Annotated in this window: 19 protein-coding genes and 1 pseudogene; 14 read left to right on the forward strand and 6 right to left on the reverse strand. The window is 74.4% G+C overall.

Features of this window, described 5'->3' with window-relative positions:
* Positions 1-63: 63 nt before the first annotated feature.
* On the reverse strand, positions 64-1,416 hold the full coding sequence (locus tag OG370_RS25910) for an SWIM zinc finger family protein (RefSeq protein ID WP_328468241.1): 1,353 nt from the start codon (positions 1,414-1,416) through the stop codon (positions 64-66).
* 159 nt (positions 1,417-1,575) lie between these two features.
* Between OG370_RS25910 and OG370_RS25915 the strand changes: the two genes are divergently transcribed.
* From OG370_RS25915 to sucD, 5 genes are all read left to right on the forward strand, one after another.
* A complete protein-coding gene (locus tag OG370_RS25915) occupies positions 1,576-2,760 on the forward strand; it encodes an ATP-binding protein (RefSeq protein ID WP_328468243.1) in 1,185 nt (394 codons plus the stop codon).
* A complete protein-coding gene (locus OG370_RS25920; protein ID WP_328468245.1) occupies positions 2,757-5,474 on the forward strand; it encodes a DUF5682 family protein in 2,718 nt (905 codons plus the stop codon). Before OG370_RS25915 ends, OG370_RS25920 begins: the two co-directional genes overlap by 4 nt.
* Positions 5,471-6,703 carry a VWA domain-containing protein gene (locus tag OG370_RS25925; protein WP_328468247.1) on the forward strand — a complete coding sequence of 411 codons (1,233 nt, stop codon included), beginning with the start codon at positions 5,471-5,473 and terminating at the stop codon, positions 6,701-6,703. Before OG370_RS25920 ends, OG370_RS25925 begins: the two co-directional genes overlap by 4 nt.
* Before the next feature lie 302 nt (positions 6,704-7,005).
* Positions 7,006-8,178: an ADP-forming succinate--CoA ligase subunit beta gene (sucC, locus tag OG370_RS25930; protein WP_328468249.1), complete on the forward strand. Its 1,173-nt coding sequence runs from the start codon at positions 7,006-7,008 to the stop codon at positions 8,176-8,178.
* 21 nt (positions 8,179-8,199) lie between these two features.
* Positions 8,200-9,084 carry a succinate--CoA ligase subunit alpha gene (gene sucD, locus OG370_RS25935; RefSeq protein WP_328468251.1) on the forward strand — a complete coding sequence of 295 codons (885 nt, stop codon included), beginning with the start codon at positions 8,200-8,202 and terminating at the stop codon, positions 9,082-9,084.
* A 34-nt stretch (positions 9,085-9,118) separates the two neighbouring features.
* Here sucD and OG370_RS25940 read toward each other — a convergent pair whose 3' ends face one another.
* Complete coding sequence (locus OG370_RS25940) at positions 9,119-10,204, reverse strand: hypothetical protein (RefSeq protein ID WP_328468253.1); 1,086 nt, start codon at positions 10,202-10,204, stop codon at positions 9,119-9,121.
* 506 nt (positions 10,205-10,710) lie between these two features.
* Here OG370_RS25940 and OG370_RS25945 point away from each other — a divergent pair.
* A complete protein-coding gene (locus OG370_RS25945; protein WP_328468255.1) occupies positions 10,711-12,723 on the forward strand; it encodes a cell division protein PerM in 2,013 nt (670 codons plus the stop codon).
* Between the two features lie 43 nt (positions 12,724-12,766).
* Here OG370_RS25945 and OG370_RS25950 read toward each other — a convergent pair whose 3' ends face one another.
* Positions 12,767-13,663 (reverse strand): hypothetical protein, encoded by an 897-nt coding sequence (locus tag OG370_RS25950; RefSeq protein ID WP_328468257.1) that lies wholly within the window; start codon positions 13,661-13,663, stop codon positions 12,767-12,769.
* Between the two features lie 237 nt (positions 13,664-13,900).
* Between OG370_RS25950 and purN the strand changes: the two genes are divergently transcribed.
* Together purN and purH are read left to right on the forward strand one after the other, a co-directional pair.
* Positions 13,901-14,524, forward strand: a complete 624-nt coding sequence (purN, locus tag OG370_RS25955) for a phosphoribosylglycinamide formyltransferase (RefSeq protein ID WP_328468259.1) — start codon at positions 13,901-13,903, stop codon at positions 14,522-14,524.
* Positions 14,521-16,104 carry a bifunctional phosphoribosylaminoimidazolecarboxamide formyltransferase/IMP cyclohydrolase gene (purH, locus tag OG370_RS25960; RefSeq protein ID WP_328468261.1) on the forward strand — a complete coding sequence of 528 codons (1,584 nt, stop codon included), beginning with the start codon at positions 14,521-14,523 and terminating at the stop codon, positions 16,102-16,104. Before purN ends, purH begins: the two co-directional genes overlap by 4 nt.
* Positions 16,105-16,414: 310 nt before the next feature.
* Here the strand turns inward: purH and OG370_RS25965 are convergent, their stop codons facing one another.
* Positions 16,415-17,095, reverse strand: coding sequence for an RDD family protein (locus OG370_RS25965; RefSeq protein WP_328468263.1), 681 nt, complete (start codon positions 17,093-17,095; stop codon positions 16,415-16,417).
* Between the two features lie 201 nt (positions 17,096-17,296).
* Between OG370_RS25965 and OG370_RS25970 the strand changes: the two are divergent.
* The 4 genes and pseudogenes from OG370_RS25970 to OG370_RS25985 all read left to right on the forward strand — a co-directional run.
* Positions 17,297-18,173: pseudogene (locus tag OG370_RS25970) on the forward strand (bifunctional methylenetetrahydrofolate dehydrogenase/methenyltetrahydrofolate cyclohydrolase); the annotation flags it as partial.
* Positions 18,153-18,602 carry a DUF3017 domain-containing protein gene (locus OG370_RS25975; RefSeq protein WP_443060893.1) on the forward strand — a complete coding sequence of 150 codons (450 nt, stop codon included), beginning with the start codon at positions 18,153-18,155 and terminating at the stop codon, positions 18,600-18,602. The pseudogene OG370_RS25970 and the gene OG370_RS25975, both read left to right, overlap by 21 nt.
* 672 nt (positions 18,603-19,274) lie before the next feature.
* A complete protein-coding gene (locus OG370_RS25980; RefSeq protein WP_328468265.1) occupies positions 19,275-20,114 on the forward strand; it encodes a helix-turn-helix domain-containing protein in 840 nt (279 codons plus the stop codon).
* A gap of 228 nt (positions 20,115-20,342) precedes the next feature.
* On the forward strand, positions 20,343-21,332 hold the full coding sequence (locus tag OG370_RS25985; RefSeq protein ID WP_328468267.1) for a malate dehydrogenase: 990 nt from the start codon (positions 20,343-20,345) through the stop codon (positions 21,330-21,332).
* A 61-nt stretch (positions 21,333-21,393) separates the two neighbouring features.
* Here the strand turns inward: OG370_RS25985 and OG370_RS25990 are convergent, their stop codons facing one another.
* A complete protein-coding gene (locus OG370_RS25990) occupies positions 21,394-22,764 on the reverse strand; it encodes an MFS transporter (RefSeq protein ID WP_328468269.1) in 1,371 nt (456 codons plus the stop codon).
* Positions 22,765-22,873: 109 nt separating this feature from the next.
* Here OG370_RS25990 and OG370_RS25995 point away from each other — a divergent pair, with 109 nt between their 5' ends.
* Positions 22,874-23,257: an ArsR/SmtB family transcription factor gene (locus OG370_RS25995; protein WP_328468271.1), complete on the forward strand. Its 384-nt coding sequence runs from the start codon at positions 22,874-22,876 to the stop codon at positions 23,255-23,257.
* 48 nt (positions 23,258-23,305) lie between these two features.
* Here the strand turns inward: OG370_RS25995 and OG370_RS26000 are convergent, their stop codons facing one another.
* Positions 23,306-24,223 (reverse strand): helix-turn-helix transcriptional regulator, encoded by a 918-nt coding sequence (locus tag OG370_RS26000; RefSeq protein WP_328468273.1) that lies wholly within the window; start codon positions 24,221-24,223, stop codon positions 23,306-23,308.
* 156 nt (positions 24,224-24,379) lie between these two features.
* On the opposite strand from OG370_RS26000, the gene OG370_RS26005 reads away from it, so the two are divergent.
* On the forward strand, positions 24,380-25,027 hold the full coding sequence (locus OG370_RS26005) for a YbhB/YbcL family Raf kinase inhibitor-like protein (RefSeq protein ID WP_328468275.1): 648 nt from the start codon (positions 24,380-24,382) through the stop codon (positions 25,025-25,027).
* The last annotated feature ends 193 nt before the right edge of the window (positions 25,028-25,220 follow it).

Genomic DNA, 25,220 nt, shown 5'->3' on the forward strand with positions numbered 1-25,220 from the left:
CTCTTCGGTCTCTCGGGTCTGCCGGGTCTCTTCCTTGGTCGCGCGGCACGCGCGCGGCGGCGGTCAGGGCAGGACGGGCGTGGGCGTGGGCGAGGACGGGGACCACGCGGTGAGCGGCTTCGCCCCGGTGGGGGTGAGTTCGGCGAAGAGGGTGAGCGGGTGTCCGCCGGACAGGGCGGCCAGGCGCCAGGGCGCGGGGCCGTTGAGCGGGATGGCGTCGGTGCCCGCCGCGTCGGCGAGTTGCCAGCGGTCGGGCCCGGGTATGGGGACGACATCGCTGAGCAGGACCGGCCAGGCGTCCAGCCAGGGATCGTCGGCGAGGGCGGCGCCGTACGCGTCGAGCGCCGGGCCGATCGGGGTGCCGGGCGGGACGGCCGCCGGGGGAGTGGTGGTGGTCCCGTGGGGGCCGAGCGCGGCTCGGAGCGGGACCGCCGACGGGTGGTAGGCGAGGTCGGCCTCGATCATGACACCTACCGGCAGGGCGAGTTGGGGCGCGCGCCCGGCGGCTCCGAAGGACAGGACGAGGGCGAACCGCCCGGCCGCGCTGTCACGCAGCCAGATCCGGCGGGTCGTCAGATCGTCGGTGGTGTCGTACTGGGCGAGGACCAGCCAGTGACCCCGCACGGTCGGCCCCGCGAGCAACTCGGCACTGTCCACGGTGAATCCGACCCGCGCTCGCACGGTGTCCACCAGCGGACCCGGCAGGCCCTCGCGGCCGAGGAACCCGCGGGCGAGCAGGTGCAGCAGCGCCGTCTCCTCCAGCATGCGGGACGGCCAGTCACCGCCCGACGCCGGAATCGCGCCCAACTCCCGCACCCGCGTGGCCAGTCCGGGCGCCTGGGCGTCCACCATCCGGGCCGCCGTCTCGTCGAACGAGCGGTGCCCGGCGCGGTCGGCCCCGGCCAGCCCGCCGCGCAGCAGATCGGCGAGCCGCTGCTCCAACTCGGCGGCGCCGCCCTCGACCCGGACCGCCCGCCGGTCGGCCCGCCGCCTGGCCGCCTCCGGGTCCGCGGGCCCGGACGCACGCGGCGCACCGGCGCCGGCGGCATCGGCCTCCTCTTTCTTACGCCGCGCGGCCACCCACTGCTCCACCCACTCCGGCTCCGAGCCCGCCGCGCCGGCCGTCGCCATCGGCCCGTCCGCCCCGCCGGCCCACAGCAACAGCAGCGCCAGCGCGTGCTTGCACGGGAACTTCCGGCTCGGGCAACTGCACCGGTACGCGGGCCCGCGGGTGTCCACCGCCGTCTGGTACGGCTTGCTGCCGCTGCCCTTGCACAGCCCCCACACCGCTGTGCCCGCCGTCCCCGTGCCGGACCACGGCGCGGGCGTCGCGAGCTTCGCGCCGGCCTTCCGTGATGTGGCGTCAGGCGCGAGCGCGAGCACCTGATCCACCGTCCACCGCGTTTCCGTCTCCATGTCACAGACCGTAGAACCCGCCACTGACAATCGTCATGACCTGCGGAAATAGCGCTGGGTGACCGATTGTCAGTGGTCGGGTGCATCGTGGAGATCACACCGAACGAGCTCGGGGCCGAAGGGTCCCGCGCAAGCGAGTGGGGGAGAACCGTGTCGCTCATGTCCGAAACCAGCAGCACCACCGCCGGTCCCGAGCCGGTCGCGCCCGGCGGCGGCTCCGGCACCGCTCAGGCCGGTCCTGACGGCAGTGCCGCGCCCGGCTTCGAGCAGGCCCTGCGGCCGCACGCGGAGGACACCTTCGCGGGCGAACTCGCCGCGCTCGCCGCCGCCGACGACCGCACCCGCCCGGCCCGCTGGAAACTGTCCCCGTGGGCGGTCGCCACCTACCTGCTCGGCGGCACCCTCCCGGACGGCACCGTGATCACCCCGAAGTACGTCGGCCCGCGCCGCATCGTGGAGGTCGCCGTCACCACCCTCGCCACCGACCGCGCGCTGCTGCTGCTCGGCGTGCCCGGCACCGCGAAGACCTGGGTCTCCGAACACCTCGCCGCCGCGATCAGCGGCGACTCCACCCTCCTGGTCCAGGGCACCGCGGGCACCCCGGAAGAGGCGATCCGCTACGGGTGGAACTACGCACAGCTGCTCACCCACGGCCCCACGCCCGACGCCCTCGTGCACAGCCCGGTGATGCGCGCGATGGCCGAGGGCCGGATCGCCCGGATCGAGGAGCTGACCCGCATCCCGGCCGACGTGCAGGACACCCTCATCACCATCCTTTCCGAGAAGACCCTGCCGATACCGGAGTTGGGCACCGAGACCCAGGCCGTGCGCGGCTTCAACATGATCGCGACCGCCAACGACCGCGACCGCGGGGTCAATGAACTGTCGAGCGCCCTGCGCCGCAGGTTCAACACCGTGGTGCTGCCGCTGCCCGCCACCGCGGAGGAGGAGGTGGACATCGTCTCCCGCCGGGTGGACCAGCTCGGCCGCGGCCTCGACCTGCCCGCCGCCCCGCGCGGCGCCGACGAGATCCGCCGCGTGGTCACCGTCTTCCGCGAACTTCGCGGCGGCGTCACCGAGGACGGCCGCACCAAGGTCAAGTCGCCCTCCGGGACGCTCTCCACGGCCGAGGCGATCTCCGTCGTCACCGGTGGGCTCGCGCTCGCCGCGCACTTCGGCGACGGGGTGCTGCGCGCGAGCGACATCGCCGCCGGAATCCTCGGCGCGGTCGTCCGCGACCCGGCCGCGGACCGGCTGGTCTGGCAGGAATACCTCGAAACGGTGGTCCGCGGGCGCGACGGCTGGAAGGACTTCTACCGGGCCTGCCGCGAGGTGTCCGCATGACTGCCCCCGGCGGTGAGGCGGTCGCGGTGCGGTCGGCCGCCGTCATGGCCGCAGCCACGGCCTCTGTCGAGTCCGCCGCGCCGGATGCCGCACCCGCACCCGACGTCGTGGCCGGCGCGGTCACCGGTCCGTCCCCGTCTCGACCGCCCGCGGCCCGGCGCGTCCGGGCCGCCCGCGGCGCGGACGACGTGCTGCTGCTGGGGGTGCGGCACCACGGACCCGGTTCGGCGCGGGCGGTGCGTGCCGCGCTGGACGTGTACCGCCCGGAGGCCGTGCTGATCGAGGGGCCGCCGGAGGCCGACGCGTTGACCGCGCTGGCCGCGGACCCGGCGATGCGGCCCCCGGTCGCGCTGCTCGCGCATGTGGCCGACGATCCGGCACGCGCCGCGTTCTGGCCGTTCGCCGAGTTCTCCCCCGAATGGGTGGCGATGCGGTGGGCGGCCGAGGCGGGCGCCGCCGTACGGTTCATCGACCTCCCGGCCGCGCACACCCTGGCCCTGCGCGCGGCCGACCCGGCCGAGGACACCCCCGCCGATCCCGCACCCGAAGCCGATCCCGCGCCCGATTCCGGTTCCGAAGCCGCGCCCGGTTCTAGCTCCGATCACGGCTCTGATTCCGGCTCCGATGCCGCGGCCGTACGGATCGACCCGCTGGCCGTGCTCGCCGAGACCGCGGGGTACGACGACCCGGAGCGCTGGTGGGAGGACGCGGTCGAGCACCGGGGCGGCGGCGCGGACGACACCGACCCGCTCGCGCCGTTCGCCGCCGTGGCCGAGGCGATGGCCGCGATCCGGGCGACCTACGGCGACGGCGGCGACCCGCGCGACCCGCTGCGCGAGGCGCACATGCGGCTGCGGCTTCGGGAGGCCCGCCGGGCGTACGCGCGCACCGCCGTGGTGTGCGGCGCCTGGCACGTCCCGGCGCTCGCCGCGCCCGTCCCGGCCACCGCCGACCGGCAGCTGCTCAAGGGCCTGCCGAAGGCCAAGGTCGAGACGACCTGGGTGCCCTGGACCCACCGCAGGCTCGCCCGGGCGGGTGGATACGGCGCGGGGATCGACTCGCCGGGCTGGTACCAGCACCTGTTCACCGCGCCGGACCGCCCGGTCACCCGGTGGATGACGAAGGTCGCCGGGCTGCTGCGTGAGGAGGACCTGCCGGTCTCCTCGGCCCATGTCATCGAGTCGGTGCGGCTGGCCGACACGCTCGCCGCGATGCGCGGCCGCCCGCTGGCCGGACTCGGCGAGACGGTCGACGCGGTGCGGGCGGTGATGTGCGACGGCTCGGAGGTGCCGCTCGCGCTGATTCGGGACCGCCTCGTGGTCGGCGACGTGCTCGGCGAGGTCCCGCCGGACGCCCCCGCGGTGCCGCTCGCCCGCGATCTCGCCCGCGAGCAGCGCCGGTTGCGGCTGAAGCCGGAGGCCTTGGAGCGCGAACTCGACCTCGACCTGCGCAAGGAGACCGACGCCGACCGCAGCCGGCTCCTGCACCGGCTGCGGCTGCTGGGCATCGACTGGGGCGAGCCGGGCACCGGACGCGGCGGCAAGGGCACCTTCCGGGAGACCTGGAAGCTGCGCTGGGAACCGGAGTTGGCGATCCGTGTCGCCGAGGCCGGGATCTGGGGCACCACGGTACGGGCCGCGGCCGGCACTCGCGCCCAAGAGGCGGCGGTCGCCGGGGCGACACTCGCCGACGTCACCTCGACCGCCGAACTGTGCCTGCTGGCCGGGCTGTCCGACGCCCTGCCGACGGTGATGCGGGTGCTCGCCGACCGCGCCGCGCTGGACGCGGACGTCGCCCACCTCGCGGCGGCGCTGCCCGCGCTGGTCCGCGCGGTCCGGTACGGAGACGTCCGCGGCACCGACTCCGCCGCCCTCGCCCGGGTCGCGGCCGGGCTCGCCGAGCGGGTCCGGATCGGCTTCCCCCCGGCCTGCGTCAACCTCGACCAGGACGGCGCCGCCGCACTGCGCGCCCACATGGACGAGGTCCACCGCGCGATCGCCCTGCTACCCGAACCCGAACCCGAGCGCGGACCCGAGCGCAGAACAGAGCGCAAGACCGAGCCCACGGAGAAGGCCGGGCCCACCCCCACCCCCGAGCCCGGACCGGCACCCCCTTCCACCGGCGGCCTGCGGGACCGGTGGGACGGGATGCTGCGGACGCTCGCCGAGCGTGACGGCGCGGTGCCGGGGCTGCTGCGCGGCGCCGCCGCCCGACTGCTGCTGGACGAGGGCCGGTTGGACGCGGCCGAGGCGGCCCGGCTGATGGGCCTCGCCCTCTCGCCGGGCACCGGCCCCGCGGAGGCGGCCGGCTGGGTGGAGGGCTTCCTCGCCGGCGGCGGGATGCTCCTCCTGCACGACGAACGGCTGCTCGGCCTGGTGGACGGCTGGCTGGCCGGGGTGCCGCAGGACGCGTTCACGGACGTACTCCCGCTGCTGCGGCGGACGTTCGCGGAGTTCGAACCCGGAGTGCGGCGCTCGGTCGGCGAGTTGGTGCGGCGCGGACCGGCCGCCGTACACCGGCCGCGGGCCGCGGCGGGTGGCACCGGGGAAGCGGGGCTGCCCGGCTTCGGCCCCGACCTGGACCGGGCCCGCGCGAACACCGCGGCCAGGACCGTACGGCTGCTGCTCGGCCGTGCCGGGACCACCGGCCCGGCCGAACTGGAGGACGACGAGGACCCGGCGGAGCCGGACGACCGAGGGGGAGCGCACGCATGACGCACACACCACACACGACCGGACCCGGCATCGACACCGCACCCGGCACCGGCACCGCTTCCCGCCCTCCGTACGCCGCCGATGCCGACGAGCGGCTGCGGCGCTGGCGGCTCGTCCTCGGCGGCGGCGCCGCCGAGGGGACCGGTTGCGAGCTGAGCGGCCGGGACGCGGCGATGGACCGTACGCTCGGCGCGCTCTACGGCGGCGGCCGGTCCGGCCAGGGGGAGAGCGGGGGAGCGGAGCGGTCGGCCGGCCTGGGCGGTTCGGCGCCCCGGGTGGCCCGCTGGCTGGGTGACATCCGGACGTACTTCCCGAGTTCCGTCGTCTCGGTGATGCAGCGCGACGCGATCGACCGGCTCGGCCTGTCCGCGCTGCTGCTGGAGCCGGAGATGCTGGAGGCGGTCGAGGCGGACGTCCACCTGGTGGGCACCCTGCTGTCGCTGAATCGGGCGATGCCGGAGACCACCAAGGAGACCGCCCGGGCGGTGGTGCGCAAGGTGGTGGCCGACCTGGAGAAGCGGCTCGCGACCAGGACCCGGGCGACGCTGACCGGCGCGCTGGACCGTTCGGCGAAGACCTACCGGCCGCGCCACCGCGACATCGACTGGGACCGCACCATCCGGGCCAACCTCAGGCACTACCTGCCCGAGCACGGCACCGTCGTGCCCGAGCGGCTGGTCGGCTACGGCCGCGCGGACCAGGCGGTGAAGAAGGACGTCGTGCTGTGCATCGACCAGTCCGGCTCGATGGCCGCGTCCGTCGTCTTCGCCTCCGTCTTCGGCGCCGTCCTCGCGTCCATGCGGTCCATCGACACCAAACTCGTGGTCTTCGACACGGCCGTGGTCGACCTCACCGACGCGCTCGACGACCCGGTGGACGTCCTCTTCGGTACCCAACTCGGCGGCGGCACCGACATCAACCGCGCGCTGGCGTACTGCCAGTCGCTGATCACCCGGCCGGCCGAGACCGTCGTGGTGCTGATCAGCGACCTCTACGAGGGCGGTATCCGTGACGAGATGCTCCGGCGGGTCGCGGCCATGAAGGCGTCCGGTGTGCAGTTCGTGGCGCTGCTCGCACTGTCCGACGAGGGCGCACCTGCGTACGACCGGGAGCACGCCGCCGCGCTCGCCGCCCTGGGCGCCCCGGCCTTCGCCTGCACGCCCGATCTCTTTCCCGAGGTCATGGCCGCCGCGATCGAGAAACGTCCCCTCCCCATACCGGAAGCCTGACCCCCGGGCACCCCCTTCCGTGCGGCGAGGCCACTCCGCAGGAGGCTGTGACCGTTCTCACCGCCTCCATGTGAGGCACGATTTAGGACGTCACGGCCCACGGCGATAACCTGCAAGACGGACATGCCGCGTACTCGGTCACCGTGTGCGCTTCCCTTGTGACTGCGCACAGTCGCCTTGCCCGTAGCGGCACGCCCAGCCGATCAGGCGGCGCTGTACTTCCGGCGGCAGCCGCCTGCGAGACGCTGAATTCCGGGCCCCCGCCCGAGGAATCCAGAAGACCATAAGGGAGACGGACGCGCGTGGACCTGTTCGAGTACCAGGCGAGGGACCTCTTCGCCAAGCACGGTGTACCGGTGCTGGCCGGTGAAGTCATCGACACGCCTGAGGCGGCGCGCGAGGTGGCGGAGCGGCTGGGCGGCCGGGCGGTCGTCAAGGCACAAGTCAAGGTGGGCGGCCGCGGCAAGGCCGGCGGTGTGAAGCTCGCCGCGGACCCGGCCGACGCGGTGGCGAAGGCCGACGCGATCCTCGGCATGGACATCAAGGGCCACACGGTCCACAAGGTCATGCTCGCCCAGACCGCGGACATCAAGGAGGAGTACTACGTCTCCTTCCTGCTGGACCGCACCAACCGGACCTTCCTCGCGATGGCGTCCGTCGAGGGCGGCGTCGAGATCGAGGTCGTCGCCGAGGAGAACCCCGACGCGCTCGCGAAGGTCCCGGTGGACGCGCTGGAGGGCGTGACCCCGGAGAAGGCCGCCGAGATCGTGGCCGCCGCGAAGTTCCCGGCCGAGATCGCCGACCAGGTCGCGGACGTGCTGCAGCAGCTGTGGACCGTCTTCATCAAGGAAGACGCCCTGCTGGTCGAGGTCAACCCGCTGGTGAAGACCGGCGAGGGCAAGATCGTCGCGCTCGACGGCAAGGTCTCGCTCGACGAGAACGCCGCCTTCCGGCAGCCCGAGCACGAGGCGCTGGAGGACAAGGCCGCGGCCAACCCGCTGGAGGCCGCCGCCAAGGCCAAGGGCCTGAACTACGTCAAGCTCGAAGGCCAGGTCGGCATCATCGGCAACGGCGCGGGCCTGGTCATGTCCACCCTGGACGTCGTCGCCTACGCCGGTGAGGCGCACGGCGGCGTGAAGCCCGCCAACTTCCTCGACATCGGCGGCGGCGCCTCCGCCGAGGTGATGGCGAACGGCCTGGAGATCATCCTGGGCGACCCGGACGTCAAGTCCGTCTTCGTCAACGTCTTCGGCGGCATCACCGCCTGCGACGAGGTCGCCAACGGCATCGTGCAGGCCCTGGCGCTGCTCGCCTCCAAGGGCGAGGAGGTCACCAAGCCGCTGGTGGTCCGTCTGGACGGCAACAACGCGGAGCTGGGTCGCAAGATCCTCTCGGACGCCAACCACCCGCTGGTGCAGCGCGTCGACACGATGGACGGCGCGGCCGACAAGGCCGCCGAGCTGGCTGCGAAGTAAGGGAAGAGGACTCAAGACACCATGGCTATCTTCCTGACCAAGGACAGCAAGGTCATCGTCCAGGGCATGACCGGCGCCACCGGCATGAAGCACACCACCCTGATGCTGGGCGACGGCACCAACATCGTCGGCGGCGTCAACCCGCGCAAGGCCGGCACCACCGTCACCTTCGAGCAGGGCGACGTCCCGGTCTTCGGCTCCGTCAAGGAGGCCATGGAGGCCACCGGCGCGGACGTCACCGTGATCTTCGTACCGGAGAAGTTCACCAAGAGCGCGGTCGTCGAGGCGATCGAGGCCGAGATCCCGCTCGCGGTCGTGATCACCGAGGGCGTCGCCGTCCACGACTCCGCCGCGTTCTGGGCGCTCGCCCAGTCGAAGGGCAACAAGACCCGGATCATCGGCCCGAACTGCCCCGGCCTGATCACCCCCGGCCAGTCGAACGCGGGCATCATCCCCGGCGACATCACCAAGCCGGGCCGGATCGGCCTGGTCTCCAAGTCGGGCACGCTGACCTACCAGATGATGTACGAGCTGCGCGACATCGGCTTCTCGTCCGCGGTCGGCATCGGCGGCGACCCGATCATCGGTACCACGCACATCGACGCGCTCGCCGCGTTCGAGGCCGACCCCGACACCGACCTGATCGTGATGATCGGCGAGATCGGCGGCGACGCCGAGGAGCGGGCCGCGGCCTACATCGAGAAGAACGTGACGAAGCCGGTCGTCGGCTACGTCGCGGGCTTCACCGCGCCCGAGGGCAAGACCATGGGCCACGCCGGCGCCATCGTCTCCGGCTCCTCCGGCACCGCGCAGGCGAAGAAGGAGGCCCTGGAGGCCGCGGGCGTCAAGGTCGGCAAGACGCCGTCCGAGACCGCGCGGCTGGCGCGGGCCATCCTGGCGGGCTGACCGAACCCGCCACCGGGCCCGGACCGGGCCCGGCTCAGTGGCTCACGGCGGCGCGGGTCTGCTTCCCGGAAGGGAGCGGACCCGCGCCGCCGTGCTGTGCGGGGCCGGTCCGGTCGCCGCTCCGGGCGGGAGCGTGCGCGCCCGGGCCCGACTGCCGTGCACGGTGCGCCGATTGGTGCGCCGGGGTGAGGATCACCGCGATCGTGGTGGCCGCCGCGATCGCCGCGGTCAGGGCGTACACCCCGACGGTACGACGCCGCGCCCCGCGCTCGCTCGTGGCCCGCACGCCGTCGGGGAGGTCCGGCGGCTCGGCAACGGAACCGGAGTTCGAGCCCGAGTTCGAGCCCGAGTCCGCGCCCGAGCCCGCGCCCGCGCCCGAGCCCGCGCCGGGGCCGGAGTCCGGGCCGGAGTCCGGGCCGGCGCCGCCGTCGAGCAGAGCGCCGAGCCGCGCCGGCAGCACCTCCTCATCGAGGTCCGGTACGGCCTCGGTCAGCGTCTCGCGGGCCGCGATGATACGGGCGGCGGCCGCCTCCTCGCTCGCCTCCGCCTCCGCTGCCGCCGCAGGCAGATCGAGCCCGAGCCCGTCGTGGAGCAGGAGCGCCTTGCGCTGGGTCGGGCGGAGCGTGAGCAGGGCTGCCGCCAGCGGGTCGTCGGGGGTACGCGGCCGGGTCCGGTGCCCGCCCGCCCACGCGGGTACCCACCGTTGCCAGGGCGCCAGCGCGTGCTCGTACGCGGCCGCGCGCAGCCAGCCCACCGGGTCGCTGTCCCGCGCCACCTCGGGCCACCGCTGCCAGGCCAGGTCGTACGCGTACGCCACGGACCTCCGCGCCTGGGACGCGTCACCGGTGAGCAGGTCCACCTGGCGCAACAGGGCGCCGGCGGCATGCCGGTAGAGGGCGTCGAAGGCGTCGTCGGGGGTGGCGTCGGCGGGAAGGCCGAGGTCCGGTGCCGGGATCGGGGCGGGGGCGGGCGGCGCGGCTTCGGATACGTACGGTGCGGACGCGGGCGCGGCTTCGGGTGCTGCTTCGGGTGCGGGTGCCGTCACCACCTCGGCGACGAACGGCACTTGAGGTGCCGTCAGGGTGGCGGCGCCGATGGCGGTCGGAGCGGCGGCCGCCACGAGTGCCGCGGACCGGGGGGCCGTACGGGCTGCCGCGCCCCCGCCCACGGGAGTCCTGGTGGGGCCGCCTGCCGCGCGGGGTGCGCGGGTGTCTGCGTCCGCGTACGTGCGGTTGCCCGCGACCGCCGCCTTCTTCCGGTCGGTTTCCCGGCCGGCCTTCCGCCCGCCGCGGCCCGCCCCCGGGCCCGACCCGGCGGTGGCGGCCGCGTCCGTGCCCTGACCGTCGTCCGCGGAGGGCGCCGTGCCCGCGGTAGTACCCGTGTCCGCGGGCGCCGCCGCGCGGGTGGAGGGGCGGGGCCGGGCGGACCTGGCCGCGGCCGACCGCTTGCGGGACTTGCGCCGCGAACTCATCGGACCGCCTCCCGCCGGGCCCCCGCCGCACCGGTGGCGTCCATCCGTTGACATGACGGTCCGAAAAAATGACACATAGGGCACATCATGGCCGACACGTCGGCTTTTCGCCTTCTCCCGGGGCGAAACGGGTGTTCCTGTCACCATGGGTGGCCGTGACGCAGACGAGCGAGCCGCTGACCGCTTCCGTATCCGCCCCGCCGCCGCGCTGGGCCGCGCTCCGCGTGTCCGCGCTGGCCGCGGGCGCGGTCGCCGCCGGGCTGGGACTCGGCGGGATCGCCGCCGCCGTGCTGATGCTGTGGATCGGTTCGCCCTTCCCCGACACCAGTCTCGGCGGCGCCCTGCACGTGGGCGCCGACCTGTGGCTGCTCGCGCAGGGCGCGGACATGGTGCGTACCGACACGCTCTCCGGCGACCCCGCGCCCGTCGCGGTGGCGCCGCTGCTGCTCAGCGTGCTGCCCGCGTGGCTGGTCTTCCGCGGTACGTCCTCGGCCGTGGCCGCCGCGGTCGACGGCAAGGACGCCGACGGGCCCGAGAGAGCCACCGGCGGAGACGGCTCCGACGGTCACGCGGGCGCGAGTGGCCCGGCTGCCCACGGCGGCTCGCCCGGCTCGTCCGGCGACGACCCCGACGGCCGCCTCACCGGCTCGGCCCGGCTGCGCGCCGCCGCCGCGGTGACCGGGTGGGTGCTCGCCGGCTATCTCACCCTCGCCGCGATCGTCGTCGTCTACGCCACCGGCGGTTCCGTCCACGTCGATCCGCTCACCGCCCTGTACGTGCTGCTCTTCTCCGGCACCGCGGCCGGCTGCGGGGCGTGGGCCGGCTGCGGGCGGCCCGGGCCGGAACGGCTGCCGCTGGACCGCTTCCGCGGCGCCCGCCTCCACCGGGTGCACCGGGCCTACGCCGAGGAGGTCGGCGCGGCGGTGCGGGCCGCGGCCATGGCCGGCGCGCTGCTGGTGGCCGGCGGCGCCCTGATCGGCGCGGCCGCGCTGGTCTGGCACATGGGAGCGGTCGGCCAGACGTACCAGCAGCTCAGCGCGCCGCTGGTGGGGCGGGTCTCGGTGCTGCTGCTGGCCGTCGGCCTGGTGCCCAACCTCGCGGTGTGGGCGGCGTCGTACGCGCTCGGGGTCGGCTTCGCGGTCGGCACGGGCAGCGCGGTGGCCCCGGCCGGCGCCTCCGGCTACCTGCTGCTGCCCGGTTTCCCGCTGCTGGCCGCGCTGCCGGACAGCGGCACGTCCTGGGTCGGCTGGACCACGCTCGCGGTCCCGGCGCTGGTCGCGCTCGCGGTGGCGTGGTTCGTCGGGAACGACGCCTGGCCGGTGTGGAGCACGGTCCGCGTCACGGCCGGGGCCTCACTCGTGCTGGGCGCCGGGTTCGCGGTGCTCGCCGCGTGGTCGGGGGGTGCGCTCGGCCTGCGCCGGCTCGCGGACTTCGGGCCGGCCTGGTGGCTGGCGGGGGCCGCGGCGGCCGGGTGGACGCTGGTGATCGCGGTCCCGGCCGCGCTGGTGCTGCGCTACCACGTGGCCCATCCGCCGCACCCGTGGCGGTCGTTGGTCGGTGAGCTACGGGTGCCCCGGCCGCGGATGCCCGACGTGTCGTGGGCTCGGCTGCGCAGGTCGGCGGGGAGCGGTACCGGCGAGCAGGGCCCGAGCGAAGCGGTGGCTCCGGCGCCCCCGGGCCCGCCGGCGCAAGGCGCCCCCGCCTCCGTACCGAAGCCGGCCCCGGCCGCGCCGACCGCCTTCCCGCCGCCGCTGCCCGGCCTCGCCCCGACGCAGTCCGACCCGCTGCCGTGGCCCAACCCGGCCCCGTTGCCGCTCTTTCCGCCACCGCTGCCTGACCTGCCGCCCTCAGCGCCCCCCGCGCCTCCGGCCCCGCCCGCGGCCCCGCCGACGCCGGTCCCACCCCGTCCGGCCGACCCGCCCGCGGAACCGTCCACCCGTTCCGGAGCCGAACCGCCGGTGCAGGCGCCCGTGAAGTCGGCCACAAATCCGTCCGTGCAACCGTCCGTGCAGTCGCCCGCGGAACCCCCCGGGCAGCAGCCGGCCGCGGAACCGCCCGTAGATCCGGCCACCGATCCGTCCGCGGGTTCACCCGCCGAGCCCTCGGTCGCACCGGCGCCGCCGGCCGAACCCCCGCCCGCCGGGCAGCCCGAACCCGACGAGCCCTAGGCCCGACCCCTGAGCGATGACCGGACGGCGCCGGCCCTGGTGGTCAGTCCCGCAGGGCGGGCAGGCCGCGCAGCGGGGAGGGCAGGAGCTTCTGGCAGGCGTGCGAGGCCGGAGCGGTCAGCGCGTCCGACTTGCAGTCGTAGTAGTCGCGATAGGCGATCTGGAAGCCGTAGGTGGTGCCGACGATCGCGAGGGTGAGCGCGCTGGTGATGACGCCGGTCCAGGCCGCCGTGAGGAAGGAGCGCTGGGCGTCCGGGCCGGGCGCGGGCGGCGCCGGGCGGGGGGACTGGGTGGCGTCGGCGAGCGCGGAGGCGGCCTGGGCGCGGGCCTTGGCGCGGTCCTCGGGGGACATCCGCAGCGCGCTGATGCCCCAGTAGAGGGCGAGCGCGCCGAGCAGCAGACCCAGCGGGGTCCAGCCGAGCAGCGAGAAGATCAGCCCCCAGCCGCCGCAGATCAGGGCGTACCGCGAGCGGCGCTGGGCCGGGTCGGTCGGGTCGAAGCGCGGGCCCTGGCCCTGCGGCCCGGTCGGTCCCTGCTGGTCCCCGGGGCGGCGGGCGAACGGGTCCGGCCGGCCGGACTGCGGCTGGCGGCTGCTCCACTGGTGGCCCCACGCCTGCGGGGCGCCGTGCGGGTGCTCCGGCCCGCCCTGCTGCCCGTGGTCGCCCGAGCCGTGATCGCCCGAGCCGTGATCGCCCGAGCCGTGGTCACCCGAGCCGCCACCGGAACCGGCGCCGCCCGAACCCCCGGAGCCGGACCCGGAGCCGCCGGACCCACCTGCCCCGCCACCCTGATGCCCAGGGTCGCCGGAGGGCTGCCTGGGCTGCCACGGGCGGTCCGGGGCACCCTCGGGCGGGGGCGCGAACGGGTTGTCCCGCCGATCGCCCTCGGGCGCGCGCAGCGCGAGTTCAATGCGGCCGCTGCTCATGATGTGATGCGCCATCCCCTTGGGCTCGACTCCTGTCGCGTACGTGTTCTCCCCCAGACGCTACCGCCCGCACGCTCCCCCGTCCCGTGGGGGCCGTCCGGAGTGCCGGTATCGTTGCTGACGGTCGGCGCACTCGTAGGGTTCCCCGAATTCGAGCGGCCCCGGTCTCATAGAAACATCCAAGCAGCCCGAAATACAGCCGCCAGGGTCCCCGTTCGCGGGATTCCCGCACGCCCGAGAGAGGCCCCGTCCGTGGCCGCCCGCACTCCTGCTCGTCTCGTCGTCCTCGTCTCCGGTTCCGGCACCAACCTCCAGGCCCTGCTCGACGCCATCGACGCCCACCCGGCGTACGGCGCGCGGATCGTGGCGGTCGGTGCGGACCGTGAGGGGATCGCGGGCCTTGAGCGGGCCGAGCGCGCCGGGTTGCCCACGTTCACCGTGCGGGTACGGGACCACGCCGACCGGGCCGGCTGGGACGCCGCGCTCGCCGAGGCCACCGCGGCGTACGACCCGGACCTGGTGGTCTCGGCCGGCTTCATGAAGATCGTCGGCCCGGCGTTCCTGGCCAGGTTCGGCGGCCGGTTCGTCAACACCCACCCGGCGCTGCTGCCCAGCTTCCCCGGTGCGCACGGCGTGCGGGACGCGCTCGCGTACGGCGCCAAGGTCACCGGGTGCACCGTCCACTTCGTCGACGACGGCGTCGACACCGGCCCGGTCATCGCCCAGGGCGTGGTCGAGGTCCGGCCGGACGACACGGAGGAAGCGCTCCACGAGCGCATCAAGGAAGTCGAGCGACGGCTGCTCGTCGACGTGGTGGGACGCCTGTCGCGTGACGGCTACCGCATTGAGGGACGAAAGGTTTTGATTCCGGCATGAGCGCCACCTCCCAGGACACCCCGCAGGACAGCGGGACGCAGCGGCCCATCCGCCGCGCGCTGATCAGCGTCTACGACAAGACCGGTCTGGAGGAGCTGGCCCGCGGCCTGCACGCGGCCGGCGTCGAACTGGTGTCGACCGGCTCGACCGCCGGGCGGATCGCCGCCGCCGGCGTGCCCGTCACCAAGGTCGAGGAGCTGACCGGCTTCCCCGAGTGCCTGGACGGCCGGGTGAAGACCCTGCACCCGCGGGTGCACGCCGGCATCCTCGCCGACCTGCGGCTGGAGGACCACCGCAGGCAGCTCGACGAGCTGGAGGTCAAGCCGTTCGAGCTGGTCGTGGTGAACCTCTACCCGTTCCGCGAGACCGTCGCCTCGGGCGCGAGCCCCGACGAGTGCGTCGAGCAGATCGACATCGGCGGCCCCTCCATGGTCCGCGCCGCCGCCAAGAACCACCCCTCCGTCGCGGTCGTCACCAGCCCCGCCCGCTACGCCGACGTGCTCGCCGCGGTGGGCGACGGCGGCTTCGACCTCGCCGCCCGCAAGCGGCTGGCCGCCGAGGCGTTCCAGCACACCGCCGCGTACGACGTGGCCGTGGCCTCCTGGTTCCTGGACGGCTACAGCGCCGACGACGAGTTCCCCGCCTTCACCGGTGCCACGTACACCCGCCTCAACACCCTTCGCTACGGCGAGAACCCGCACCAGGGCGCGGCGATCTACACCGACGGCAGCGGGACCGGCCTGGCGGGCGCGGAGCAGTTGCACGGCAAGGAGATGTCGTACAACAACTACGTCGACACCGAGGCCGCCCGCCGGGCCGCCTACGACCACGACGGCGTCTGCGTGGCGATCATCAAGCACGCCAACCCGTGCGGGATCGCGGTCGGCGCCGATGTCGCCGACGCGCACCGCAAGGCGCACGCCTGCGACCCGCTCTCCGCGTTCGGCGGGGTCATCGCGGTCAACCGCCCGGTGTCCGTGGCGATGGCCGAGCAGGTCGCGGAGATCTTCACCGAGGTGATCGTCGCCCCCGCCTACGAGGACGGCGCCGTCGAGGTGCTGGCCCGCAAGAAGAACATCCGCGTGCTGCGCTGCGCCGACGCGCCCGCCGCCACCACGGAGCACCGCCCGATCGAGGGCGGCGTCCTCGTGCAGGCCAAGGACCGGCTGCAGGCCGACGGCGACGACCCGTCCACCTGGACCCTCGCGACCGGTGAGCCGCTGTCCGCCGCCGAACTGGCCGACCTCGCGTTCGCCTGGCGGGCCTGCCGGGCGGTCAAGTCCAACGCGATCCTTCTGGCGAAGGACGGGGCGACCGTCGGGGTCGGCATGGGGCAGGTCAACCGGGTCGACTCGGCGAAGCTGGCGGTGGAGCGGGCCGGGGTGGAGCGCGCCGCGGGTTCCTACGCCGCCTCCGACGCGTTCTTCCCGTTCCCCGACGGGCTGGAAGTCCTGACCGCCGCCGGCGTCAAGGCGGTGGCCCAGCCGGGTGGGTCCATCCGCGACGAGGCGGTCGTCGAGGCTGCGAAGAAGGCCGGGGTCACCATGTACTTCACGGGTACCCGGCACTTCTTCCACTGACCTCGCGGGGGCGGTGCCCCTGACCCCCCGGGGTGGGTGGTCCTGTCGGTTCCGGGACCACCCCTCCGGTGGTGGGTTCTCGCGCCGTTCTCCCCCAGAGCTTCGCCTGGGAGGTACCCCCACGCGCCCCTCGGCTACGCGCCGTTGTGGCTTCGGTTGTGTCCCGGCCGCAGGCCGGTGGCCTGCTGGTCGCGCAGTTCCCCGCGCCCCTTTGGGGTGGTTGCTCGCCGCGTTCACAGTGCCGGCGCGACAAGCCCCCCACCGGCGGGTGGTCCCTCAACCGGGGGGACGGGGGCACCCGGGGGGTCGGTCAACCGTTGTCACGGATGACCACCGTGTGGACCATTTTGTCCGCCCAGGTCTGGTGCTTCTCGTCCCAGAGGGGCCAGAGGAAGCCGAGGCAGCAGGGGAGCGCGTCGAGGGCGTGGAGGAGGCGGCGGCCGAAAGCGCGCCAGAACCCGAGGGCGGAGCCGTCCGCCTCGCGCAGGAGCCGGATGCCGACGATGCGCTTGCCGGGGGTCTGCCCGGTGCGGCCCTCGCGGTAGGCGAGGAAGAGGAGCGCGGCGAGTGACAGCAGCGCGCCGACGAGCATGAGCATGGCCGAACTGGTGGGCACGCTCGGGGTGGTGCACTGCGACCGCGGGATGTCGTGGTCGTCGCAGGTGTTCCACGCGTCGACCAGCTTGCTCGCGAACCGGCCGTAGCCGGCGAAGAACAGGCCGCTCGGTATGAGGTTGAACATCAGCCCGTCCAGCAGCATGGCGCCGAGGCGGGCGCCCCAACTGGCCGGCGGCGGCATGCCGGGCGGGAGGTTGCTCGGGGCCGGGTAGCCGTACGGACCTGCCTGGTAGCCGGGACCGGCACCGTAGGGCTGACCGCCCTGGGGGTACGGACCCGCTCCGTACGGGGACTGGCCGGCGGACGGCGGCTGCCCGTAGGGCTGCGGGGGCGGGTCACCGTACGGGTTGGCGGGACCGGGGGGCTGGCTCACGAGCGGATTCCTTGGCAGCAGGGGACGGGCGTGCGCGCACATCGTGGAGCCCGGGCGGGGGAGCGCGCAAGGGGCGGGCTTGCCCGGTTTGGCCGGACCGGTCTCGTTCCGCGCCGCGCCCGCAGGCCCTGCGGAGCCCGCCCGGTGTCCGGTTCGCGGGCGGATTGGTCGCTCGCCGGGCAGATCCGCGAGTATGGAGCCATGACCGCCCAGATTCTCGATGGCAAGGCCACGGCCGCCGCGATCAAGTCCGAGTTGACCGTCCGCGTCCAGGCGCTCAAGGACCGCGGTGTCCAGCCCGGTCTCGGCACCCTGCTGGTCGGTGACGACCCGGGCAGCAAGTGGTACGTCGCGGGCAAGCACCGCGACTGCGCGCAGGTGGGCATCGGCTCCATCCAGCGCGAACTGCCGGACACCGCCACGCAGGGGGAGATCGAGGCGGTCGTCCGCGAGCTCAACGCCGACCCCGAGTGCACCGGCTACATCGTGCAGCTGCCGCTGCCCAAGGGCATCGACACCAACCGGGTGCTGGAGCTGATGGACCCGGAGAAGGACGCGGACGGGCTGCACCCGATGAGCCTGGGCCGCCTGGTGCTCGGCGTTCCCGGGCCGCTGCCCTGCACGCCCAACGGCATCGTGGAGCTGCTGCGGCGGCACGACGTCGAGATCAACGGTGCGCATGTGGTCGTGGTCGGCCGCGGCATCACCGTCGGGCGGTCGATCGGGCTGCTGCTCACCCGCAAGTCCGAGAACGCCACGGTGACGCTCTGCCACACAGGGACCCGGGACCTGTCGGCGCAGTTGCGGCAGGCCGACATCATCGTGGCCGCGGCGGGCGTGCCGCACATCGTCAAGCCGCAGGACGTCAAGCCGGGCGCGGCCGTGCTCGATGTCGGCGTCAGCCGTGACGAGAACGGCAAGATCGTCGGCGACGTCCACCCGGGTGCCGCCGAGGTCGCCGCGTGGCTCTCGCCGAACCCGGGCGGGGTCGGGCCGATGACCCGCGCGCTCCTGCTCCAGAACGTCGTGGAAGCGGCCGAGCGCACGGCGGCGGGCCATGTCGGCTGAGGCGGCGGGCCTTCCCGCGGAGGTGCCCGACGGCACCGCGCGTTCCGTGCCGCGCGAGCCCGGCGGGCGGCCCGAGGCCACGCGTGGCATCGCCCGGCCCGAGGGTGGGGGCCGTGCGGCCGGCAGCGACGCGCCCGCGCCCGCCCGGCAGTGGCCGATCATCGTTGTCATCGCCGGGACGATCATCGGGCTCATCGTCACCGCGGCCGGGGCGTTTCGGGCCGGCACGGTCCTGATCGGGGCGTCGCTGCTTCTCGGTGCCGTATTGCGCTGGGCGCTCACCGCTGTCGGGATGCTCGCGATCCGCAGCAGGTTCACTGACGTGATCACCTACGGGATTCTCGGTGCGGCGATCGTTCTGCTCGGGCTCATGGCCCAGCCGGACCCCCTGATCCGGATTCCGTTCCTGGAGGACATCATCCACTTCTCTGTGCGCTGAGCTTGGCCCTGTCCCCCCGTGGTGGGTGGTCCTGTCGGTTCCGGGACCACCTCCCGGTGGGTGGCTTGTCGCGCCGTTCTCCCCCAGAGCTTCGCCTGGGAGGTACCCCCACGCGCCCCTGGGTGACTTGCGGGTCTTCCGCGGAACGAAGCTCGCTCCTTTCGGGGGCGCCCCCGTGCCGCCTCCTCGGCTGCGTTCTGTTGACGCGCTGAGCGTCCGCACAGCTTGCCCCTCACGGGGGTTCGCCGGATCTTCCCCCGGTGATGGGCTGGTCGCGCAGTTCCCCGCGCCCCTTGTTGTGGCGCGCCCCCGCTGCACAGCGCGCCTCAGGGCACCTGCTTCTTCGCGGAAGGAGCCGCACAAAACCAGGGGCGCGTGGGGGTACCTCCCAGGCGAAGCTCTGGGGGAGAACGGAGCGACGAGCCACGACGGCGCAGCGCCGTTGCCGCGGCGGGCAACCGCACGAGCCACCCACCCACCGCAAGGTCGCGGAGCGGGGGGAGGGGGGCACCCTTGGGGCGCCCGCTTACCACGGCGGTAGCCGAAACGGTGGGGGTCGGGCGAAAGTCGTCCGGTTGAGGGAACGTCGTCCTAGCGTGGCCGGGAAACGGGGTCGGGTGAGGGCGAGGGGTTGCCGTGGGGCAGTGGGAGCCGTTGGCGCACCGTATTCCGATGGACGTGCGGCGGCTTGCCACGCAGCTTCGCCGGATGAAGGACCGCAGCGGCCTGACGGTGCCCGCGTTGGCCGCGCGGACCGCGCAACCCGTGGAGACGTGGGAACGGGTCCTGGCCGGACGGCAGTTGCCGCCGCTGGACGCGGTGGAGGTGCTGGCCCAGGCGAGCGGAGCGGACTACGCCCGGGTCGGTGAGCTGTGGCGGCTGGCGGAGAAGGCGAGCACCGGTACGGGTGACCGGGGCAGGGGCAAGGCGGTGCCGCACCCCGACCCGCTGGACCCGCTCGGCGCGGAGGAGGGGCTGCCGGGCCGCCGCCGGCAGTTCCTGCTGCTGGCCACCGTCGCCCTGCTCGCGGTGGGCGCGCTGATCGCGGTCCTGCTGACGGCGGGACCGAGCACCGGCCGGGCCCCCGCGGGACAGGCGGACCCGTCGCTGACGGCGCCCGCCGCACCCGGCTCCTCCGCACCGGCCCACGGGCACAGGGGCGGCGGCACCCCGCGCCCGCCGGGCCCGGGCGGCACCGCCACCGCGGGAACGGGCGACCAGAACCCCGGCGGCATGGACCAGCCCCTCACCGGCGGCGGCGAACCGTCGGCGTCCGGCGCGGGCCCGGACGGATCGACGGGCCAGGCCGGTTCGGCGGGCTCGGCCGGGACCTCCGGCACCCCGGGCGGCAAGGGCGCCCCCGCCACGACCCCGCCCGCGGGCGGCGCGAACGGCGGCTCCGCCGACCCGCCCTCCGACCCGCCCACGAGCGCCGGCCCGACCCCGGACCCCAGCCCGTCCCACACCCCCTTCTGCCTCGGCCTGATCCTGCTCGGCGTGTGCATCGGCTGACGGGGCCGCGCCGTGCGACCCGGCCCTGTACGGCGCACGTACCGCCGTCGGTGACCCGGGCCACAGGAGGCAGCGTCATCTCCGCGCGCGGCGCGCGATAGCCTGGCGACTGGCTCTCTTGACGCCGAGAGATCCACGTTCGGGGCCGCTCGGGCCACTGCCGGGGCGACCGAGTACCCGCCAGTACCACCCGCAGCACCACCCGAAGCAGAAGGCCAGGAGAAGGCAATGACTCGCACTCCCGTCAACGTCACCGTCACCGGAGCGGCCGGCCAGATCGGCTACGCCCTCCTCTTCCGTATCGCCTCGGGCCACCTGCTCGGCGCGGACGTGCCGGTGAAGCTCCGGCTGCTGGAGATCCCGCAGGGCCTCAAGGCGGCCGAGGGCACTGCCATGGAGCTGGACGACGCCGCCTTCCCGCTGCTGCACGGCATCGACATCTTCGACGACCCGAACGCCGCGTTCGACGGCGCCAACGTGGCCCTGCTGGTCGGCGCCCGCCCCCGCACCAAGGGCATGGAGCGCGGCGACCTGCTGGAGGCCAACGGCGGCATCTTCAAGCCGCAGGGCAAGGCCATCAACGACCACGCGGCCGACGACATCAAGGTCCTGGTCGTCGGCAACCCGGCGAACACCAACGCGCTGATCGCGAAGTCCGCGGCCCCCGACGTACCCGCCGACCGCTTCACCGCGATGACCCGGCTGGACCACAACCGCGCGCTCGGCCAGCTCGCGAAGAAGACCGGTGCGGCCGTCGCGGACATCAAGCGCGTCACCATCTGGGGCAACCACTCCGCGACCCAGTACCCGGACGTCTTCCACGCGGAGATCGAGGGCAAGAACGCCGCCGAGGTGATCGGCGACGAGCAGTGGCTCGCCGACACGTTCATCCCGACCGTCGCCAAGCGCGGCGCGGCCATCATCGAGGCCCGCGGTGCCTCGTCCGCCGCCTCGGCCGCCTCCGCCGCCCTGGACCACGTGCACACCTGGGTGAACGGCACCGCCGACGGCGACTGGACCTCCATGGGCATCGTCTCCGACGGTTCCTACGGTGTCCCGGCCGGCCTGATCTCCTCCTTCCCGGTGACCACCAGGAACGGCTCGTACGAGATCGTCCAGGGCCTGGACATCAACGCCTTCTCCCGGCCGCGCATCGACGCGTCGGTGCAGGAGCTGGCGGAGGAGCGCGACGCGGTCCGCGCCCTCGGCCTGATCTGATCCAGCCGGTCCGATACGGCCCCGCCGCTCATCTCGGTGAGCGCGCGGGGCCGTTCGCATGTCACGCCGACCGCTCGGCGCGGCCGGTCGTGACGACCACCAGGCCGCCCGCGACGGCGAGTGCGGTGAGCACCACGCCGAAGGCGGTCGCGCCCGTCGTCAGCCCGGCGGCGTCGCTGAGGTAGCCGGCCGCGACCGGCAGCGCCCCGGCCGGGAGGTAGCCGCCGACGTTGAGCGCGGCGTTCGCCTCGGCCAGCCGCGCGGGCGCCACCGAGGAGTTGAGCAGCGACAGGCCGCCCAACTGCCCCAGGCCCTGGCCCGCGCCCGCCAGGATCGCGGCCGCGACGAGCACCGGGACGGACGAGGTGTGCACCGCGGTGACGAGCGCGGCCATGGCCGCGGTGGCGGCCGCCACCCCGGCCACCAGCACCCTGCGCCGGTCCAGCCGCCGCACGGCGAACTGCACCCCGGCCGCGGTGAGGAACATCGCGAACGCCATGGACCCGGCGAGCACCCGGCTGTCGGTGTGCAGCAGCCCGGCCAGCAGGGAGGGGCCGAGCGACAGCACGAACGAAGTGGCCGTGATGCCCGGTGCGAACACGGAGATACCCAGGACGAGCGGGGTGCGGCCCTCGCGCGGCACGCGCGGCACCCGCAGCCAGGCTCCGCCTGCGGGCCTTGCCGCCCCGCCGGCTGATCCGCCGGCTGATCCGTCGCCTGATCCGTCGGCTGATCCGCCGACCGCCCCGGCCTCCGACGCCCGGTCGCGACGCGGCAGCGGCATGCGCAGCACCACGAGGACCGCGGTGGCCAGCAGTACCGCCTCCACCACGAAGACCAGCACGGTCGGCGCCGGGAACACCTCGGAGAGCACACCCGCGAGGAACGGCCCCAGGCCCGCGCCCAGCACCATCGCGCACGACGCGAGCAGCGCGGCCAGTGGCCGCCGGTGCGGGCCGGCCACGTCGGTCACCGCGGCCATGCCCGCGGACACGGCCGCGCCGACCGCGACCCCGGTGAACAGCCGCGCGACGATCAGCGCCGCCACCGACCCGGCGGTGCCGAAGACCGCGCAGGCGGCCAGCGCCAGACCGAGCGCGGGAAGCAGCACGGGCTTGCGCCCCACCCGGTCCGACAGCACGCCGGACACGAGCAACGAACCGAGCAGGCCCACGATGTAGAAGGCGAAGACGACGGTGAGCGTGCCCTTGGAGAAGCCGATGTCGCGCTGCCACAGCACGTACAGCGGCGTGGCGACGTTCGACAGCACGAAGACCGCGGTGATCGGCCAGGCCGCCAACCACACCCACCCCGTCGGCGCCTCCTTGCTGGCGCGACCGTCCAGCCCCGGACCGCCCGGCCCCAGGGTGTCCAGTCCCGGACCGTCCGGTCCCGGATCGTTCACGCGTGGCGTCAACCGGCTCTGAGACATGGCGAGTTCCCTTCCCTCGTGCAACATCCGCCCGGTACGAGTTTTCTCGAACTTAGCACGCTGTACGATAGAAGTCGTACAGCGAAGTCGATGTCCCGAGGAGGACCCCATGCCGTCGATCGCGCCGCCGGTGCCGACCGTCAAGGTGCTGCCGGAACCGGACGTGCTGCCGGAACCGCTGCCTGAGCCGGCGGTGGGGGAGTTGCGGCTGGAGGTGGTGCTCGGCGCGCTGAGCGATCCGCTACGGCTCTTCGTGGTCCGCAAACTCCTGCTGGAACGCGAGGAGTTCGATCACCCCTGCGGCTGGTTCGGGCTGGACCGGCCGAAGTCCTCGCTCACCCACCACTTCCGCGCACTGCGCGAGGCGGGCGTCATCCGGCAGCGGCAGTACGGCCTGGAGCGTCGCAGCCACGTCCGGGTCGACGACCTCGAAGCCCGCTTCCCGGGCCTGGTCGCCCTGGCGGCCGCGTGGCAGCCGCCGGCCGCGGACTGATCGAGCCGGAGCCGGAGCCGGAGCCGTGGCGGCGCGGCCGGCGAGCCGTCAGGCCACCACCACGGCCGGGCGGGTGGCGGGCCGGGCCAGGGCGGCGGAGTGCTCCGCCACCAGGGTGCGCAGGGCGCGTTCGGCGGGCGGGTCGGCCGGGGTGACCGCGACGATGTGCTGGTCGGCGCCGCCGGGCGCGGCCAGCGCGTCGTAGCAGACGGCGAGTTCGCCGACCACAGGGTGCAGCAGGCGCTTGCTGCCGTGGCCGCGTTCCTTGACCGTGTGGTCGGCCCACCAGCCGGCGAACTCGGGGCTGTGCTCTCGCAGTTCGGCGATCAGTGCGCGCAGCCGGGGGTCGTCGCGGTGCCGGGCGAGGTTCGCCCGCAGGTTGCCCACGGTCTCGCGGGCGACCCGCACCCAGTCCAGCTGCATCGCTCGGATCGGCGTGGCGAGGAAGAGCACCCGGGCCAGGTTGTCCGCGTCGCCGGAGCCGAAGTCCGGACCGAACAGCGCCTCGGCCGCCGCGTTGTGCGCCAGGATGTCCAGCCGGAAGTCCAGGACGTACGCGGGCAGCAGGGGCATCCCGTCGAGCAGTACCCGCAGTGAGCCGCCGACCCGGGCCGGGGTGTGCGCGGCCGCCGGAGCCTGGCCGCGGGCGACGATGTGCAGGTGCCGGTGCTCCGCCGGGGACAGCCGCAGCGCCTGCGCGAGCGCGTCCAGTACGGCGGTGCCGGGCATGCCCACCCGCCCCTGCTCCAGCCGGATGTACCAGTCGATGCTGACCGCCGCGAGCTGGGCCACCTCCTGGCGCCGCAGCCCGGGGGTCCGCCGCCGCCCCGTGTCCGGTAGCCCCACGTCCTCCGGCCGCAGCCGGGCCCGCATCGCCCGGAGGAACGCGGCCAGTTCGGCGCGTCCCCGCGCCCGCCCGCCGGCCGTGCCCGTACCGTCCCCCGATGCCGCCGCGCCCGTCGTCATGACGACCATGCTCACCACTGCTCCCGCGCGCTGTCCAGCCACGGACCTGGCATCCCGAATACCAGGATGCGGAGCGCCTTCCTCCCCGCCCCGCGATGGCCCCAGGGTGGTCTCAATACACCTACTCGACCAGGCAGTTCCCCCGGAGGGCACACCATGAGGACTTCCGTACGCGCCGGCCTCGCGCTGGCCGCCGTCGCCGCGATCACCGCCGGCTGGACCGGCGCCGCCTCGGCGCACACCACCACGCGCACCGCTGCGCACACCACCGCGGGCCGCTTCGACGACCACGGCTTCGGCTACACCACGGTGCGCAGCGGCATCCCCGACGCCGCCGCCCGCTTCACCGTCACCAGCCCCGACGTCCGCGACGGCGGCACCTTCCCCGCCGACGCCTACGCCGACGCGTTCGGCTGCACCTCGGCCAATCAGCAGGTCCGGCTGGCCTGGCACGGCGCTCCCAAGGGCACCCGCAGCTACGCCGTCACCATGTTCGACCCGGACGCTCCCTCGGGGACCGGCTTCCTGCACTGGCTGACCTGGGACATCCCGGCCCAGGACAGCGCGCTGGGCTCCGACCTGCCGGCGGGCGCCGTGGCCGGCACCGACTCCGCGGGCGTCGCCGGCTGGCTGGGCCCCTGCCCGCCGGCCGGAGATCTCCCGCACCACTACCAGATCACCGTCTACGCGCTGGACGTCCCCACGCTGGCGCTGCCCGCGGCCACCCCGGCCGCGGTCACCACCTTCACGATGTCGACCCACATCCTGGGCTACGCCCGCCTGACCGCCCTCGCGAGCCGATAAGCCGGAAAACCGGCCGGCGGGCCGGGGTGATTGGCCCTACCGAGTCCCGAATGACCCCTCCATATGTGAAGACGGAGTGAAGAAATGCTATGAGATCGAGAGCTGACTGCAACCCGACGGGCGGTTGCCGGGTCTCAATAGGAGTTCCGGACAGGTGTCTTCAGCTCGAGGTTGCGGGGAAGTACGTAGATGA

The sequence above is a fragment of the Streptomyces sp. NBC_00448 genome, from assembly GCF_036014115.1.
Classification (GTDB): Bacteria; Actinomycetota; Actinomycetes; order Streptomycetales; family Streptomycetaceae; genus Actinacidiphila.

Bases quoted from the DNA above. Each gene is read 5' to 3' on its own strand.
- OG370_RS25910 (WP_328468241.1), bottom strand. From the start codon at position 1,416: ATGGAGACGGAAACGCGGTGGACGGTGGATCAGGTGCTCGCGCTCGCG.
- OG370_RS25915 (WP_328468243.1), top strand. From the start codon at position 1,576: ATGTCCGAAACCAGCAGCACCACCGCCGGTCCCGAGCCGGTCGCGCCC.
- OG370_RS25920 (WP_328468245.1), top strand. From the start codon at position 2,757: ATGACTGCCCCCGGCGGTGAGGCGGTCGCGGTGCGGTCGGCCGCCGTC.
- OG370_RS25925 (WP_328468247.1), top strand. From the start codon at position 5,471: ATGACGCACACACCACACACGACCGGACCCGGCATCGACACCGCACCC.
- sucD (WP_328468251.1), top strand. From the start codon at position 8,200: ATGGCTATCTTCCTGACCAAGGACAGCAAGGTCATCGTCCAGGGCATG.
- OG370_RS25950 (WP_328468257.1), bottom strand. From the start codon at position 13,663: ATGGCGCATCACATCATGAGCAGCGGCCGCATTGAACTCGCGCTGCGC.
- purH (WP_328468261.1), top strand. From the start codon at position 14,521: ATGAGCGCCACCTCCCAGGACACCCCGCAGGACAGCGGGACGCAGCGG.
- OG370_RS25975 (WP_443060893.1), top strand. From the start codon at position 18,153: ATGTCGGCTGAGGCGGCGGGCCTTCCCGCGGAGGTGCCCGACGGCACC.
- OG370_RS25980 (WP_328468265.1), top strand. From the start codon at position 19,275: ATGGACGTGCGGCGGCTTGCCACGCAGCTTCGCCGGATGAAGGACCGC.
- OG370_RS25985 (WP_328468267.1), top strand. From the start codon at position 20,343: ATGACTCGCACTCCCGTCAACGTCACCGTCACCGGAGCGGCCGGCCAG.
- OG370_RS25990 (WP_328468269.1), bottom strand. From the start codon at position 22,764: ATGTCTCAGAGCCGGTTGACGCCACGCGTGAACGATCCGGGACCGGAC.
- OG370_RS25995 (WP_328468271.1), top strand. From the start codon at position 22,874: ATGCCGTCGATCGCGCCGCCGGTGCCGACCGTCAAGGTGCTGCCGGAA.
- OG370_RS26000 (WP_328468273.1), bottom strand. From the start codon at position 24,223: ATGACGACGGGCGCGGCGGCATCGGGGGACGGTACGGGCACGGCCGGC.
- OG370_RS26005 (WP_328468275.1), top strand. From the start codon at position 24,380: ATGAGGACTTCCGTACGCGCCGGCCTCGCGCTGGCCGCCGTCGCCGCG.